Genomic DNA, 14,828 nt, shown 5'->3' with positions numbered 1-14,828 from the left:
TTATCCGGCCGGAACGAACGCGATCAGCCGTTGCTGCGGATCGTCGACTACCTGCAGCACCACCTGGTCCACCGTCTGCCCGGTCCCGTCCGGAAGCCGGAGCCGCACCCGCAGGCGGGTGTGCGGCCGCACCACGTCGTTGCGTTCCCAGAGGGCCTTGAAACCGGGGTCGGTGCGCACCAGTTCGTCGATCCAGTCCCCGGACGGCGGGCCCGCCGGAAAGCTCGCGCGCACGACGCCGATCGTCGTGCGCCGCATCGCCTCCAGGTCCGCGAACCGGCTCTGGAGGACCGGGTCGGTGAACAGCAGCTGCACGTACCGGCGGCGCTCCGGCGGGATCGCCCCGAAGTCGGTGAGCAGCCGGACGGCGGCGGAGTTCCACGCCAGAACGGCCGTCGCCGGCCCGACCAGGATCGCGGGCACCTCGCCCATCCGGTCGACCAGGCGGCGCAGCGGACCGCTCGGCCCGGGGTTCTCCGGCGGGACGTCGGGTCCGGCGACGAGGTCGAGCGCGTACCGCGTCTGGTCGGCGCCGAGCCCGAGCGCGGCGGCGACGCGGCGGATCACGTCGGCGCTCGGCAGGACCCGGCCCTGTTCGATCCTCGTGTAGTACTCGTCGCTGACGAAGGCCCGCGCGGCGACCTCGCCGCGGCGGAGGCCGGGAACCTGGCGGCGGCCCGGTTCCGCGGAGGCGGGCGGCGGCGCTTCGTCGCGGCGGGCGCGCAGGAACGCCCCGAGCTGGCGGAGCCGCGGGTCGCGCGCCATCAGCGAGCGCTGCGGGGGAGGGGGATCGGATTCCTCCCCTCCCGCGCGCGAAGCCGGCGGCGCACGGTGGAGGCATGACCGACCGCGAACGCATCGACGTCCACACCCACCTGGTCCCTCCGTTCTGGGGCGAGGCCCTCGCGCGGCACGGCGGCGATCCGTCGGGCTGGTCGCTGCCGCCGTGGACGCCGGACGACCATCTGGAATTCATGGACGCCAACGGCATCGCCACGAGCGTACTGTCGCTCACCGCGCCGGGCGTGACGGGCTGGTCCGGCCCGGCGCGCCGCGAGACGGCCCGCCGCGTCAACGAATACACCGCCGAATTGGTGCGGGAACGGCCGGACCGGTTCGGGCTGTTCGCCACCGTCCCGTTGCCCGACGTCGAAGGCGCGGTCGCGGAGGTCGACCACGCGTTCGGCGCGCTGCGGGCAGACGGCGTCGTCCTGCTCTCCAACTACGACGGAACCTACCTGGGCGACGATCGTTACGCGCCGCTGTGGGCGGCGCTGGACCGGCATCGCGCGGTGGTCTTCGTCCACCCCGCGCACCCGCAAGTGCCGCTGCTTCCCGGGATTCCGGGACCGCTGGTGGACTATCCGTTCGACACCACCCGCAACGCGGTGCACATGGTGTTCCACGGCGTCCCCGAGCGGTACCCGGACGTCCGGATCATCCTCTCGCACGCCGGCGGGTTCGTGCCCTTCGCGGCGTTGCGGTTCTGCCAGATCCAGGCCGCGCTGGAACCCGCCGGGCCCACCGCCGAAGACTTACTGGCTCGCTTCCGCGGCTTCTATTGGGACACCGCGCTGTCTTCCGGGGAGTACGCCTTCGGCGCGCTCGCCCGGTTCGCCGATCCCGCGCGGATCCTGTACGGCAGCGACTTCCCTTACGCGCCACCGGAAGTGGGCACCCGCTTCACCGAAATCCTCGACAGCGAAAGCGGATTGACTCCCGAACAAAGCCGCGCGATCGACTCCGGCAACGCCCGGGCGCTTTTCCCCCGGCTGGGCTGAACCTCGTCCGGCCGTGCTGACGCGCAGCACGGCCGGCCGCCTGGTTCAGGGCAGCGGTGCGTACGCCGCCGCGTCGCCAGTGCGCGCGGTGCTGCGCACTCCGTCGACGCTGACCGGCACGTCGCCGGCGACGGTGACCCGGTGCAGGCGGCGGGGGAGGTCGTCGTAGTCCGCGACGCCGTAGTGCTGGGTGGCGCGGTTGTCCCAGATCGCGACGTCGCCGGGAGCCCACTGCCAGCGCACGGTGTTCTCCAGCCGCGTGACGCGGGCTTGGAGCAGTTCGAAAATCGCCGCCGATTCGGTGCTGGACAAGCCGACCAGCCGCTTCACGAAATGCCCGAGGAGCAGGACCCGCTCGCCGGTTTCCGGGTGGACCCGGACGACCGGATGTTCGGTTTCGTAGACCTCCGAACGGAATTCCTCGCGATAGGACTGTTCTTTCACGTCCACCCCGCCGACGCGGTACTCGTCCGCGCGGCCGGCGTAGTCGTGCGTGTTGGTGTGCACCGCCCACAGCCGCTCCGCCAGCGCCCGCAGGGACGCGGGGAGCTTGGCGTACGCGTTCGCGGTGTTCGCCCAGGTCGTGCTGCCGCCGTAGGCGGGGAGGGTGACCGCGCGCAGCAGGCTGATCGCGGGGATCCGGTCCACGAACGTCACGTCGGAATGCCAGCTGTTGGCTTTCCCGTGCTGGGCGTCGATCGGCAGGATGTTGCCGAGCCCGGTGCTGCGGACCGTCGGATGCGGCTGGGTGAGCCCGCCGAGCAGCCGGGCGAACGCCTGCTGCCCCTCGTCGTCGAGGTGGTGCTGCTCGCGGAAGAACACCACTTTGTTCTCCAGCAACGCGCCGCGGATCCGCGCCACGGTCTCGGCGGGCAGGTCCCCGCCGAGGCGGATCCCGTCGATCCGGGCGCCGATGTCGGCGCCGATCTTGTGCACGGAGAGGCGCGTGTCCACTGCGTCGGCGAGGGTCATCAGGTACTCCCATTCGGTGTGCTCGGCTGGTTTCCAGACTGGGCGGACGCGGGCCGGGAAGGCAAGATTGCGTTCAGCGTGAACCGAATTCGTCCCAGAATCCGGGCAGCCGGGCCGAGTCCGGGATGTGGGACGTCGTTGCCCGCCGGAAATCCGGCTGCCAGCCTGATCCGCACCGGATTCGCGAGACGGGCTCCGGTCCCGTCGATTTCGTGCTCCCTTTCCCCTGCGTGAAAAAAAGGACGTGCCGCCGTGACCACGAGCCGAAGGCAATTTCTGGGACTGACCCTCGCGGGGGTGGCGGCGGCCGCCGCCGGCTGCGGCACGGCGAGTGGCGGCACCACGAAAACCCTGCGCTACCAAGGCTGGGCGGGCCAGGTGACGCCGCCGGAACTCGCCGCCGACCTGGGCTACCTCGGCGACGTGACGCTGCAGTGGGTGGGCGACACGATCAGCGGGCCGCAGGACATCCAGTCCGCCGCGACCGGGCAGGTGGATTTCGGCGGCGCGTTCAACGGAGCGGTCGTCAAGCTCGCCGCGGCCGGCGCCCCGATCACCTCCGTGCTGGGCTATTACGGCGTGGACGAACGGGAGTTCAGCGGCTACTACGTCCTGGACGACAGCCCGATCCGCGGCCCGCACGACCTGGCGGGCAAGAAGATCGGGATGAACACCCTCGGCGCGCACTCCGAGGCCATGCTCGACATCTACCTCCAGCGCAACGGTCTGTCCAAAGCGGACATCGGCAAGGCGGAACCGGTCGCGTTGCCGCCGGTGAACACCGAACAGTCGCTGCGCCAGGGCAACATCGACGTGGCCGTGCTGAGCGGCGTCCTGCGCGACAAGGCGCTCGCCCGCGGCGGCATCCGCCCGCTGTTCACCGACTACCAGCTGCTCGGCGCGTTCACCGCCGGAACCTACGTGCTGCGAAAGGACTTCATCGAACGCAACCCGGACACCGTGCGCACCTTCGTCAGCGGAGTGGCCAAGGCCATCGAATGGAGCAAGACCACGCCGCGCGAGAAAGTCGTCGAGCGGTTCGCGAAGATCGTCAAGGGCCGCAACCGCAACGAGGACACCGACCCGCTGAAGTACTGGAAATCCTGGGGCGTGGCCGACAACGGCGGCGTCATCACCGACCGGGAACTGCAGCTCTGGATCGACTGGCTGGGCGGGCGCGGCGACATCCGGCCGGGCTCGGTCAAGGCGGGCGAGGCCTACACCAACAAGTTCAACTCGTACGCGAAGGGCCAGTGATGAGCGGAGCGCACAGCGGGATCACGTTCTCCGGCGTGGGCAAGGCCTTCCCGGTCCGGGGCTCCGGCGGCGTGCTGACCGCGCTGTCCGGGATCGACCTGGAGATCGGCTCGGGCGAGTTCGCGGTGATCGTCGGCCCGAGCGGCTGCGGCAAATCGACCCTCCTCGACCTGCTCGGCGGCCTCGCCGAACCCGACGCCGGGCTGATCCGGCTCGACGGGGCGCCGGTGCGCGGGCCGGGGCGGGACCGCGGGATCGTGTTCCAGCAGTACGCGTTGCTGCCGTGGCGCACGGCGCGGGGCAACGTCGAATTCGGCCTGGAGGCCACCGGCGTGCGGCGGGCGGACCGGGCGCGGCGGGCGCGGGAGTACCTCGATCTCGTCGGGCTGCTGGAGTTCGCCGACCGGCATCCGCACGAACTGTCCGGCGGCATGAAACAGCGCGTCGCCATCGCGCGCAGCCTCGCCTACGACCCGGACGTGCTGCTGATGGACGAGCCGTTCGCCGCGCTCGACGCGCAGACCCGGGAGTCGCTGCAGGACGAGCTGCTGCGGATCTGGCGGCGCACCGGGAAAACCGTCCTGTTCATCACCCACAGCATCGACGAAGCCGTCTACTTAGGACAGCGGGTCGTGGTGCTGACCTCGCGGCCGGGCCGGGTCAAGAGCGTGGTCGACATCGACCTTCCGCACCGCGACGCCGTGGCCGACGTCCGTTCGACCGGCGAGTTCGCCCGGTACCGGCACGCGATCTGGGAGCTGCTGCACGACGAGGTGGCCCGGGCGCGCGAACTGGAGAAGGAGGCCGTCGGAGCATGAGCGTCACCACTGTCCCGGAGACCGCGAGAACCGAGCGGACCGAACCCGCGGCGACCCGCCGGCGAGCCGGGCGCGGCCGGTTGCGAGCGGCCTTCGTGAAGAGCGTCGCGCTGGTCCTGCTGCTCGCGGCGTGGGAGATCGCCCCGCTCGCGGGTCTGGCGGACCCGGTTTTCCTGCCGCCGTTCCACGCCGTCCTCGGCGCGCTGGCCGAGCTGGCGGGCAACGGGCAGCTCGCCGCCAACGCCGGGGCCAGCCTGACCCGGTCGCTCGCCGGCTTCGCCCTCGCGGTGGCGACCGCGGTGCCGCTCGGCGTCCTGATCGGCTGGTACAAACCGGTTTCCGACGTGCTGACCCCGTTGGTGCAGGTGTTCCTCAACACCGCCGCGCTGGCGCTGCTGCCGGTGTTCGTGCTGATCCTCGGCATCGGCGAGACCTCGAAGATCGCCATCGTGTTCTACGCCTGCACCTGGCCGATCCTGCTCAACACCATCAGCGCGGTGCGGTCGGTCGACCCGACCCTGCTCAAACTCGCCCGGTCGCTGGACCTTTCCGCGCCCCGGCTGTTCGCCCGGGTCGTGCTGCCCGCGTCGGTCCCGACGATCTTCACCGGCATCCGGCTCGCCGGGGCGGCGGCGATCGTCGTCGTGATCGCCGCGGAGATGGTCGGCGCGAAAGCCGGGCTCGGCTACCTGATCAACTTCTCGCAGTACAACTTCGCCATCCCGCGGATGTACGCCGGAATCGTCGCGATCTCCGTTCTCGGCGTCGCGTTCAACCAGCTGCTCGTGACCGTCGAGCGGCGGTTCACGTCCTGGCGCACGGATCGCTGAGAAGGGACTGACCGATGGAAACGCTCGACTTGACCGCCGACGTGTTCGTGGCGGGCGGCGGCCCGGCCGCCACGTGGGCGGCCCTGCACGCGGCCCGCGACGGCGCGGAGGTCGTACTGGCCGACAAAGGCTACTGCGGAACCAGCGGCGCGACGGCCGCCGCGGGCACCGGCGTCTGGTACGTGCCGCCGGACCCGGCCGCGCGGGAAGCGGCGATGGACTCCCGCGAGGAACTCGGCGGCAGGCTCGCCGACCGGAGGTGGTCGTCCCGGGTGCTGGACGAGACGTACGAGCGGGTCAACGAACTCGCGGTCGCCGCCCGGTTCCCGTTCCCGGTCGGCCCGGACGGCCGCCAGCTCCGCAACGGGCTGCACGGCCCGGAGTACCTGCGCCGGATGCGCGTGCTCGTCCGGCGGGCCGGGGTGCGGATCCTCGACCACAGCCCGGTGACCGAACTGCTCGCCGATCCCTCCGGTGCGGTCGCCGGAGCGGCTGGCTACCGGCGGCAGAGCAGGCAGGACTACCGGGTGCGGGCCGGTGCGGTGGTGCTGGCCACCGGCGGCTGCGCGTTCCTGTCCAAGGCGCTGGGCTGCGACGTCAACACCGGGGACGGCGCGCTGTTCGCCGCCGAGGCCGGAGCCGACCTGTCCGGCATGGAGTTCTCGAACGCTTACGGCATCGCGCCGGAAGGCACCTCGGTGACCAAGACCGCGTTCTACCATTTCGCCACCTTCTTCCGGGCCGACGGCAGCGTGCTCGAGGGCGCCAGCGGCGTCCGGCGTTCGCCGATCGCGCGGGAACTGCTGCGCGGCAGGGTGTTCTGCCGGCTGGACCGGGCCGACGAGCAGACCCGCGCGGCGATGCGGCTGGCCCAGCCGAACTTCTTCCTCGCCTTCGACCGGATGGGCGTCGACCCGTTCGCCGAGAAGTTCCCGATCACCCTGATCGCCGAGGGCACGGTCCGCGGCACCGGCGGCATCCGGATCGTCTCGGACGACTGCGCCACCACGGTCCCCGGCCTGTACGCGGCGGGCGACGCGGCCACCCGCGAACTGATCTGCGGCGGGTTCACCGGCGGGGGCAGCCACAACGCCGCCTGGGCGATCTCGTCCGGCTCCTGGGCCGGCCGGGGAGCCGCCCGGTACGCCCGGTCGCTCGGCTCCCGTGCGGACAGCCGCCGGACGCTCGCGCTCGGCGAGGCCGGGCTCCGGCCGGGCGGCCGCGCCGACGGCGACCACCGCGAGGTGATCGCCGCGGTCCAGCGGGAAGTCCTGCCCTACGACAAGAACTACCTGCGGCACGGGAACGTGCTGACCCCGGCGCTCGCCTCGCTCGACGACGTCTGGACGCGGCTGCGAGCGTCGCTGGGCGGCACCGGCGAGTTGTCCGTCCGCACCCGGCAGGCAGCCGCGATGGCCGCGCACGCGCGCTGGATGTACCGCTCGGCGCTGGCCCGCACCGAGACGCGCGGCATGGCGAAGCGGCTCGATTTTCCCGCGCAGGACTCGGCGCAACAGCATCGCCTGCACACCGGAGGCCTGGACACGGTCTGGGTCCGTCCGGAAAGGACAGTCGTGGAGGCGGCGTCGTGATCGAGCTGGTGTCCGCGGAACGCTGCATCGCCTGCGACAAGTGCATCGCGGTCTGCCCGACGAACGTCTTCGACCGCGGCGCCGCCGGCATACCGGTGATCAGCAGGCACGACGACTGCCAGACGTGCTTCCACTGCGAGGCGAACTGCCCGGCCGACGCGTTGTTCGTCTCGCCGCGGACGGCGCCGGAACCGGACGGAGCGGTGGACGCCGAGGCCCTGGCGGCGGACGGGCTGCTGGGCAGCTACCGGGAGCGGCTCGGCTGGGGGAAGGGCCGGGTTCCGGCGTCCAGCCTGGCGATCGGCCCGCCGCTGCGCCCGGGCGCGGATCCGATCACGAGCTGAGCATGGCCGGTGTTCTCGGTGCCGACGACGGGAGGCGGCTGTGACGAGCACTCTCGCCGTCGAGCACGGCCTCGCCCCGGCGGCGGTGGTCCTGCGCGCCGTCCTCGCGCACGGCCCGCTGGCTCGCGACGCACTGGCGGAACTGACCGGAATCAGCCCCGCCGGAGTCAGCAGGCACTGCGCGAGCCTCGCCGGACTGGGCCTGCTGACCGCCCGCCCGGCAGCCCAGCCGCCGGGCCGCCGGGCCGGACGGCCCCGGACGGAAGTCGACATCGCCGCGGACCGGCACGCGGTGTTCGGCGTGCACATCGCGCACCACTTCGCGACGCTGGCCGCGCTCGACCTGCGCGGCCGGGTCCTGGCCTCGGAACGGGTGCCGCATCCGGGCGGCGAACCCGAGCGGATCCTCGCCGGGACGGCGGCGCGGCTGCGGGAATTCCGGCGCCGCCACCAGCGCGGCCGGACCGCCGTGGGGCTCGGGGTGGCCAGCGGCGGCTGGGTCGACCCGGACACCGGCGTGCTCGTGGAGCATTCCTCGCTGGGCTGGTACGACGTGCCCGCCGGGCCGATCCTGGCGGAGCTGTCCGGCCTGCCCGCCCGGGTCGACGGGCACGCCCGGGCGCTGGCCTCGGCGGAGGCGATGTTCGGTGCGGCGCGCGGCTGCGGATCGCTGGCGCACCTGTTCGTCGGCAACGTGGTCGACGCGGCGATCGTGTCCGGCGGACGGCTCTGCCGGGGTCCGGGTTCGGCCGCGGGCACCGTCGCGCACCTCCCGCTCGGCGCACCCGGGACGCGCTGTTCCTGCGGCCGCTCCGGCTGTTTCGAAGCCGACGCGGCGGAGTGGGCGGTCACCGCCCGCGCCGGGCGGGAGTCCATTGTGGAGGTGGTCGAGGCGGCCGGGGCCGGAGACCCGGCCGCGCTCGACGTCCTGCTGGGCCGGGCCCGCACGACCGGCCGGGCGGCGGCGCTGTTGTTCGACGTGGTCAACCCCGAGGTGCTGGTGGTCGCCGAACCGGGGATCGCATCGCTTCCGGCCTGCCTGGACGCCGTGCGCGCGGAGGTTTCGGCCCGGTCGCGCGGGCGCGTCGACGCGGCGAGCCGGGTGCTCCCGACGAGTTTCCCCGGCGGCGATTTGCTCGGCGTCGCGGCGGGGGCGGTGCAGCTGGACGCGCTCTACACCGACCCGCACGCGTTCCTCGGCTAGCGGATTTCGGCGAGTTTCCCGGTGGCGACGTCGAAAACGAAACCGCGGACCGAATCCCGATGCGGAAGGAAGGGACTGGTGCGGACCCGGGCGAGGGACTGGCGGACGTCGTCCTCGAGGTCGCCGAACGCCTCGGCGGCCCAGGCGGGTTTGATGCCGGTTTCCCGCCGGATCGAATCCCGGAATTCGTCGTCGCCGAAAGTGAGCATGCCGCAGTCGGTGTGATGAATGAGAATGATTTCCGTGGTTCCGAGCAGACGCTGGCTGATGGCGAGCGAACGGATCCCGTCCTCGGTGACGACGCCGCCCGCGTTGCGGATGACGTGCGCGTCGCCTTCTTTCAGGCCGAGGACGCCGTAAACGTTGAGGCGGGCGTCCATGCAGGCGAGGACGGCGACGTGCTTGGCGGGCGGCAAGGGGAGCGGGCCGGAGAAATGCTCGGCGTACGCGGCGTTGTTGGCCAGAAGCTCGTCGGTGACGGACATGATGATCCTTCCGCGAGAAGAATGGACGGGCCGAGTGGACCGCTCTCCGCCGCTGTGCGCAATCGTGTCCACGACCTGGGCGTCCGGCGGCTCGGCCGGGAAAAATGCCCGGGGGTGCGAACCCGCTGTCCCCGAAATTGTCGGACCCCGCCGCTAACGTGCCGGGCATGACGCTTCTGGGGTTCCGCGAGGAAGACGAGTACCTGCCCGACTACGGCACCATTGTGCTTCGAGACCTGCGCCGCGACGGCGGCGTGCCCGCGCTGGACAACGCATTGCTCGGCGAACTCGCGACGAACGCGCTGTCCGGCACGGTCGCCACGGCAGGCGACGGCTGGCTGCACGGCACAGCCAACGATCCCTGGCAAGCGGTTCGCTACGAGGCCCACGACGGACCGCCGGAGCTGCGCCTCGAGGCATGGGAAGACGTGGTGGAATCGCCTTTCCACAGCCAATCGGGTGTGGTGTCCCTGGGCTTGCTCACCGGCGGCACCTACGACGAGGAGCTGAATCTGGGCGCGAAAGGGCTTTTCCGGGTCCGGGTCTGCCGGAAACCGGCGGAGGCCGGAGAGGAAGGCGACGTCTGGCTGATCCAGTTCTGGCCGGCGCCCGACGGGCCAGAACCGCCGCGATGGCTCAAGCGCACGCGCGCGGCGGTGCACCAGGAAGACCCGGGCTGGCAGCAGGTCTTGGGGTACTACGTCATCGAAGTGTCGTGGTATTTCACGCTCGTCGGCCTGCCGCGCCAGGCGGGCTGGCTCGACGAACCGTTGCCCGGCGATCCGCCTTCGGAGAGTGTGTGCGCACAGCTAGGCGTCGACCCGCCGCGCACCCGAAGGGACGCGATTCCGTTGCTGGTCGCCGCGGGCCTGCTCGTGGAGGACGGCTCCGGCGGATTTTCGGCGGGAACGCCGCGGCGCGCCACGGATGTGCTCGACCTCCCGGCCGACCTGGCGGCCCAGCTGGACGCCGCCGCGGTCCGTGCCGCGTATGCCTGGCTCGCGGCCGATCTCGTCAGCATCGCGGCCTGGTCGAATCCGGCGCGCGTCGACGAAGTGGCGGCTTTGCTGGCTGTGCCGGAGGAAACCGTGGGGCCGCTGCTCGACTACGCGGTCCGCGACAAGCTGGTCCAGCGGGAAAATGGTGTTGTCACGCCACTTCCGCGCCCGCAGCTGCGGACTGGGCCGGTGCCGCGAGTCAAACCCGTTCGCCGCGAGCAACCTCCGACAGCGGCCGGTGCTCCGCCGCGAGCCGGGTACGTCTCCGGAGACGGCACGGTCGGGGTATGGCGCGAAGGGGAACTGGTGGTCCTCGGCCGGGTCGAGAGCGACTATCGCTACCGCGCCTTCGAGACCCTGGCCGGGATTTACGTCGCCGCCTCCGGCGGGCAAGGGCGACTGCTCGACTGGGCGGGAAACACCAGGCAGCTTCCGGTGGATTTGGGCTTCCTGCCGGTCCGCAGCGCCGACGGACGCTACCTGGCAGGCGTGCAGACGCACGTCGGCAGGCGGTCCTGGGACCAGGTGCACGTCTTCGACGTGACCACGGAAGAAACGTGGAGCCTTCCGAAACTGCCGGAACTGACCCGGACCATCCTCGGCCTCCACGACGGCGCGGTTTATTTCAGTACCAGTTCGGGGCTGGGAACGTTCGCCGCGTCCCGCTGGACCCCTGGCCGGGAACCGGTCGATCTAGGCTCGACGGTGCATCGGCTCGACCCGTTGTCGGGCGCCCAGCTGCGCGAGAAAGCCGGAGTGTTCACGGTGTTCGCCGCGTCCGGGGAACGGCTTGAAGTCTCGCAACCGTACCGCTGGCTCTTCGTGCCGGGCGGAACGAAGATGTATTCGTTCGGGTCGGAGCCGCCCGTCGCGGACCTGCTCGACCTGGCCACCGGGACGACCGCCGAACATCCGCTGCCCGAGGGCTGCGACCTCAGCGACACCATGCCGACGGCACCGGTCTGGGAAACCCCCGACACGCTGGTCTTCTCCCAGCCGAATCACAGGTCGACCCGCCGCGTCATCCGCTGGCTGCTGCGGCGCGGCGAGTTCGAGCATTTCGATCTGCCGGAGAGCGCGGGGTACCGGCCGTCGCTGGTGGAACCGATTCTTCTTGGCGGGGAGTCCGGTTTCGCGGGGTTGGTGGGGTCATGAGGCGTTCGGCGGGCGGGGTCCGGTGCTGGCTTGCGGCGGGACGTGTTCGAGCATGTCGACCTGCGCGGGCGCGCGGGGTATCGGCCGTCCTTGGTGGAGCCGGGCTCTTCTTGGCGGGGAGTCTGGTCCAGCCGGGTCGCTCGGATCATGGGGCGTGTGGTGGGCGGGGTCCGGTGGTCCGGTGCGTCGCGTGTTTGCTGGCGTTTGCGGTGCGGCGTGTTCGAGCATGCCGATGTGCCCGGGCGCGCGGGGTATCGGCTGTCCTTGGTGGAGCCGGTTCTTCGAGGCGGAGAGCCCGCTCCCGTGAAGCCGGTCCGGTCATGACGCGCGCGGCGCCAGGACTGGGCGGGACCCGGCCTTCCGGGCCGCCGCCGTTCTCCCCGCGGCGGCCCGGAGCGGTTGCCCGGTTCTGGCGTTCAGGTTCAGTGCCGAGCCGCCGCGACCGGTGCGGCGACGGCCAGCTTCCACACCGCGTACCCGATCGCGTCGGAGTTCTTCTCCAGCGGGGTGTCCGGGATGTTCGACGTCGTGTCGCAGGCGCGGTGGTAGCAGTTGTCGAACGCCGCGCCCGCCGTGCCGCCCCACTTCTCGGCCTGTTCGTAGCTCTTGATGTCGCCGGCTCCGGTCGCCAGGCCGCCGACCGGGATGCCCGCGCGCTTGAACGACGCGTGGTCGGACCGGCCGTCGCCTTCGGTGTCTCCCTCGGTCTCGATGCCGATGGAGGCGAAGTACTCGTCGAAGACCGCCTTCACCGAAGCGACGTCGTCGTAGACGAAGTAGCCCCAGTTCTTCGAGCCGATCATGTCGAAGTTGAGGTAGGTCTTGATCTTCGCGCGCTCGGTGCTCGAAAGCGTGCTCACGTAGTACCGGGAGCCGACCATGCCGGACTCCTCGTCGGCCCACCACGCGAACCGGACGCGCTTGGCCATCGCCGGGTTGGTGCGGGCCAGCGTCAGCGCGACCTCGAGGATCGACGCGCTGCCCGAACCGTTGTCGTTGATGCCGGGGCCGGCGCTCACCGAGTCGAGGTGCGCGCCGAGCATCAGGACCTGGTTCGCGTCGCCCTGGGGCCATTCGGCGATCAGGTTCTGCGACCGGCCGGTGCAGCTCGTGCAGGTCTGCCGCTTCGTGGTGTAGCCCGCGTTCTTCAGCAGGTTCTCCACATAGGACACCGACGCCGCGTACCCGCCGCCGCGCGGCGAGCGCGTGCCGCCGTTGTTGCGGGCGATAGTCTGGAACTGGTTGAGGTGCGTCTTGATGTTGGCCAGGGAGATGTCCGGGGCCGCGAGCGCCGAAGCGGGCGCGGCGGTGGCCGCGGGCACGCTGACGACGCCCAGTACCGCCACCAGGGCGGTGACCCCGGCGCCGAGTCTTGTCTTCCACTTCATGACGGTGCGTTCCTTCGGTTGGGGTTGGGGGAGAAGGGTTTGCCAGGGCCGGGCCCCGTCGCGCGGAGGCGAGCGGGACCCGGCCGTGTCAGGTCAGCGCGTGGTGCAGGTCGGCTCGCCGGAGACGGCCGGCACGGAGACGGCGTTCCAAGCGGCCTTGGTGGCGTTGAACTCGGTGCAGCTGCCCGGGTAGAGCGCGATCGCGGCCTCCAGCGTCGCCTTGCGGGCGGCCCGGTGGTTCCACGACGAGGTCTTCTTCAGCAGGCCGTTGTAGAAGATCTTGGCGGCCTTCTGGATGCCGACGCCGGTCACGCTGCTGTTGTTGCAGGTCGGGCTGGACGGCTTGCCGCCGCCCGGGTTCGAGCCCTCGGCGAGCAGGTAGAACCAGTGGTTCTGCGGGCCCGCCGCGGCGTGCACCTCGGTCCTCGGGATCGACGAGGAGTAGCAGTTCGGGTCCCCGACCTTCGACGGGTTGTACATGTAGCGGATCGGGCCCTGGCCGACCAGGTTGACGCCCTCGCCGACCTCGTAGTCCGGCCGGTCCTTCGCGTTGTTCGCGTACGCCTCGGTCATCGCGCCGAAAATGTCGCCGGTCGACTCGTTCAAGCCGCCGTTCTCGTTGCCCGAGCCCGCGCCGCCCGGGGTGGTCTGGAAGATCCCGTGCCCGAATTCGTGGCCGACGACGTCCATCGACGTGGCCTGGCGCCGGTTGTCCTGCGAGTGCCCGAAGTGCGTCGAAGAGCCGTCCCAGTAGGCGTTGACGTCGTTCAGGCCGACGGACGCCGGGAAGCCCCGGCCGCTGCCGTTGATGCCGTTGCGGCCCAGCCAGTCCTTCAGCATCTTCCACTCGGTCTGGACGCTGAAGAGCGCGTCGACGCAGCCGGTTTCGAGATTCGTGCCCGAGCCGTTGCCCCAGGTGTTGTCCGGTCCACTGTAGACAGACCCGCCTTCGCGACCGCAGCTGATGCCGGGGCGGCCGGGGTCGCGCATGCTGTAGGTGGAGCCGGACTGCGTCGTGTCGAGGGAGACAGTGCCGACGTAGTAGCTGTTGCCGGTGCCTGCGGCATTGGCCGTGTTCTGCTGGTTGTGGGCCGCCGGGGACTTGGCCCCGGAGCTGAAGGTCTTGATGTCGTCCCGCTGGTCGAGAATCGCGCCGGTGGCGGCGTCGACGAACACGTGCAGCCTGCTCGGCGCCGTGGCGGTGCGCCCGGAGACGACCACCTCGTAGGCGAGCTTCGGGTTCGTCCCGGCCAGCACCACCTTCTCCGGAGCGCTCACACTGTCCACAGTGGGCAGTTGAGCGCGCGCGGTGGAAGCGGCCTTCGCGGCGTCGAGAGCGGCCTGGGTCCCGACCGCGATGGGCGCGGTTTCCGCGGCGCTGGCGCCGCGCACGTTCCCCGCCCCGTCCGCGACGACGACCGCGTCCCCGCCGACGACCCGCAAGCCCTGGTAGGTGCGTTCGTAGGCGCTGTAGAAGAGTCCGGCGTCGCCCGCGGTCAGGCCGACGCGCCGGAACGCCTCGGCGGGACCGCGGCTGAGCGCGCCGAGTCCCGAGGCGACCGCCTGGTCGGCGGCGCGCGCGGCGGCCGCGTCCGGGGACGCGGGCTGAGCTTGGGAGGCCGCGCTCGCCGGGATTGCCGGGAGCGCGAGGGTCATGGCGAGACCGGCGGCGGCCGCCAAGCCCGTGGTGATTCCGCGATGGGGCATCGAGGTCTTCCTTCCATGAAGGCAGGACGATGGGTGCGGGGAGAGAGAACGTGCCCGGCCGCTTACGGTGGGTATGCGGCCGAGCACAGTCGAGTAAAGGATCGGCGCATCGGGGCGTCAATGCTCCAAACGGACCAACGGAATGTTCCGGATTCGCCGGTCAATTGGTATATGCCTTGCCGGTACTGGGATTCTCGGCGCGTTCGGCGCCCGGGCGACTTTCGTAGGGAATGTCCCGGCTGCCGTACGAATGTCGGACGGTCCCGGGCGCCGGGAACGGCCGCGAGACCTTTCGCG

The 14,828-nt window shown here is 71.2% G+C and carries 13 protein-coding genes; 8 read left to right on the top strand and 5 right to left on the bottom strand.

Annotated features, from left to right (window positions below):
* On the bottom strand, positions 1 to 765 hold the full coding sequence (locus F9C11_RS30920; protein WP_409180881.1) for a helix-turn-helix domain-containing protein: 765 nt from the start codon (positions 763 to 765) through the stop codon (positions 1 to 3).
* A gap of 74 nt (positions 766 to 839) precedes the next feature.
* Here F9C11_RS30920 and F9C11_RS30915 point away from each other — a divergent pair, with 74 nt between their 5' ends.
* Positions 840 to 1,781, top strand: a complete 942-nt coding sequence (locus F9C11_RS30915) for an amidohydrolase family protein (RefSeq protein WP_409180880.1) — start codon at positions 840 to 842, stop codon at positions 1,779 to 1,781.
* 45 nt (positions 1,782 to 1,826) lie between these two features.
* Here F9C11_RS30915 and F9C11_RS30910 read toward each other — a convergent pair whose 3' ends face one another.
* Positions 1,827 to 2,753 carry a TauD/TfdA dioxygenase family protein gene (locus F9C11_RS30910; RefSeq protein ID WP_409180879.1) on the bottom strand — a complete coding sequence of 309 codons (927 nt, stop codon included), beginning with the start codon at positions 2,751 to 2,753 and terminating at the stop codon, positions 1,827 to 1,829.
* 252 nt (positions 2,754 to 3,005) lie between these two features.
* Between F9C11_RS30910 and F9C11_RS30905 the strand changes: the two genes are divergently transcribed.
* From F9C11_RS30905 to F9C11_RS30880, 6 genes are read left to right on the top strand one after another with little or no spacing between them, the layout of a single operon-like run.
* Positions 3,006 to 4,010, top strand: a complete 1,005-nt coding sequence (locus tag F9C11_RS30905) for an ABC transporter substrate-binding protein (RefSeq protein WP_409180878.1) — start codon at positions 3,006 to 3,008, stop codon at positions 4,008 to 4,010.
* A complete protein-coding gene (locus F9C11_RS30900) occupies positions 4,010 to 4,828 on the top strand; it encodes an ABC transporter ATP-binding protein (RefSeq protein WP_409180877.1) in 819 nt (272 codons plus the stop codon). Before F9C11_RS30905 ends, F9C11_RS30900 begins: the two co-directional genes overlap by 1 nt.
* Positions 4,825 to 5,658, top strand: a complete 834-nt coding sequence (locus F9C11_RS30895) for an ABC transporter permease (RefSeq protein ID WP_409180876.1) — start codon at positions 4,825 to 4,827, stop codon at positions 5,656 to 5,658. The genes F9C11_RS30900 and F9C11_RS30895 overlap by 4 nt, the downstream gene beginning before the upstream one ends.
* Before the next feature lie 14 nt (positions 5,659 to 5,672).
* On the top strand, positions 5,673 to 7,250 hold the full coding sequence (locus F9C11_RS30890; RefSeq protein WP_409180875.1) for an FAD-binding protein: 1,578 nt from the start codon (positions 5,673 to 5,675) through the stop codon (positions 7,248 to 7,250).
* The gene (locus F9C11_RS30885; RefSeq protein WP_409180874.1) at positions 7,247 to 7,594 is read left to right on the top strand and encodes a 4Fe-4S dicluster domain-containing protein; all 348 of its coding nucleotides are present in this window, start codon (positions 7,247 to 7,249) and stop codon (positions 7,592 to 7,594) included. Before F9C11_RS30890 ends, F9C11_RS30885 begins: the two co-directional genes overlap by 4 nt.
* A gap of 40 nt (positions 7,595 to 7,634) precedes the next feature.
* On the top strand, positions 7,635 to 8,798 hold the full coding sequence (locus F9C11_RS30880) for an ROK family protein (protein ID WP_409180873.1): 1,164 nt from the start codon (positions 7,635 to 7,637) through the stop codon (positions 8,796 to 8,798).
* On the opposite strand, the gene F9C11_RS30875 is transcribed toward F9C11_RS30880, so the two are convergent.
* Positions 8,795 to 9,283, bottom strand: a complete 489-nt coding sequence (locus F9C11_RS30875; protein ID WP_409180872.1) for a beta-class carbonic anhydrase — start codon at positions 9,281 to 9,283, stop codon at positions 8,795 to 8,797. The two genes, F9C11_RS30880 and F9C11_RS30875, sit on opposite strands and share 4 nt — an antisense overlap.
* A 167-nt stretch (positions 9,284 to 9,450) precedes the next feature.
* Between F9C11_RS30875 and F9C11_RS30870 the strand changes: the two genes are divergently transcribed.
* The gene (locus F9C11_RS30870; RefSeq protein ID WP_409180871.1) at positions 9,451 to 11,436 is read left to right on the top strand and encodes a hypothetical protein; all 1,986 of its coding nucleotides are present in this window, start codon (positions 9,451 to 9,453) and stop codon (positions 11,434 to 11,436) included.
* Between the two features lie 422 nt (positions 11,437 to 11,858).
* Here the strand turns inward: F9C11_RS30870 and F9C11_RS30865 are convergent, their stop codons facing one another.
* On the bottom strand, positions 11,859 to 12,824 hold the full coding sequence (locus tag F9C11_RS30865; RefSeq protein ID WP_409180870.1) for a M28 family metallopeptidase: 966 nt from the start codon (positions 12,822 to 12,824) through the stop codon (positions 11,859 to 11,861).
* 93 nt (positions 12,825 to 12,917) lie between these two features.
* Positions 12,918 to 14,531, bottom strand: a complete 1,614-nt coding sequence (locus F9C11_RS30860; protein ID WP_409180869.1) for a M4 family metallopeptidase — start codon at positions 14,529 to 14,531, stop codon at positions 12,918 to 12,920.
* Positions 14,532 to 14,828 lie beyond the last annotated feature (297 nt).

This window comes from Amycolatopsis sp. VS8301801F10 (assembly GCF_046195355.1).
GTDB lineage: Bacteria > Actinomycetota > Actinomycetes > Mycobacteriales > Pseudonocardiaceae > Amycolatopsis.
This window is presented reverse-complemented; position numbering and strand designations above follow the sequence as displayed.

Coding starts and splice junctions, on each gene's coding strand:
- F9C11_RS30920 (WP_409180881.1), bottom strand. CDS start 765: ATGGCGCGCGACCCGCGGCTCCGCCAGCTCGGGGCGTTCCTGCGCGCC.
- F9C11_RS30915 (WP_409180880.1), top strand. CDS start 840: ATGACCGACCGCGAACGCATCGACGTCCACACCCACCTGGTCCCTCCG.
- F9C11_RS30910 (WP_409180879.1), bottom strand. CDS start 2,753: ATGACCCTCGCCGACGCAGTGGACACGCGCCTCTCCGTGCACAAGATC.
- F9C11_RS30900 (WP_409180877.1), top strand. CDS start 4,010: ATGAGCGGAGCGCACAGCGGGATCACGTTCTCCGGCGTGGGCAAGGCC.
- F9C11_RS30895 (WP_409180876.1), top strand. CDS start 4,825: ATGAGCGTCACCACTGTCCCGGAGACCGCGAGAACCGAGCGGACCGAA.
- F9C11_RS30890 (WP_409180875.1), top strand. CDS start 5,673: ATGGAAACGCTCGACTTGACCGCCGACGTGTTCGTGGCGGGCGGCGGC.
- F9C11_RS30875 (WP_409180872.1), bottom strand. CDS start 9,283: ATGTCCGTCACCGACGAGCTTCTGGCCAACAACGCCGCGTACGCCGAG.
- F9C11_RS30870 (WP_409180871.1), top strand. CDS start 9,451: ATGACGCTTCTGGGGTTCCGCGAGGAAGACGAGTACCTGCCCGACTAC.
- F9C11_RS30865 (WP_409180870.1), bottom strand. CDS start 12,824: ATGAAGTGGAAGACAAGACTCGGCGCCGGGGTCACCGCCCTGGTGGCG.
- F9C11_RS30860 (WP_409180869.1), bottom strand. CDS start 14,531: ATGCCCCATCGCGGAATCACCACGGGCTTGGCGGCCGCCGCCGGTCTC.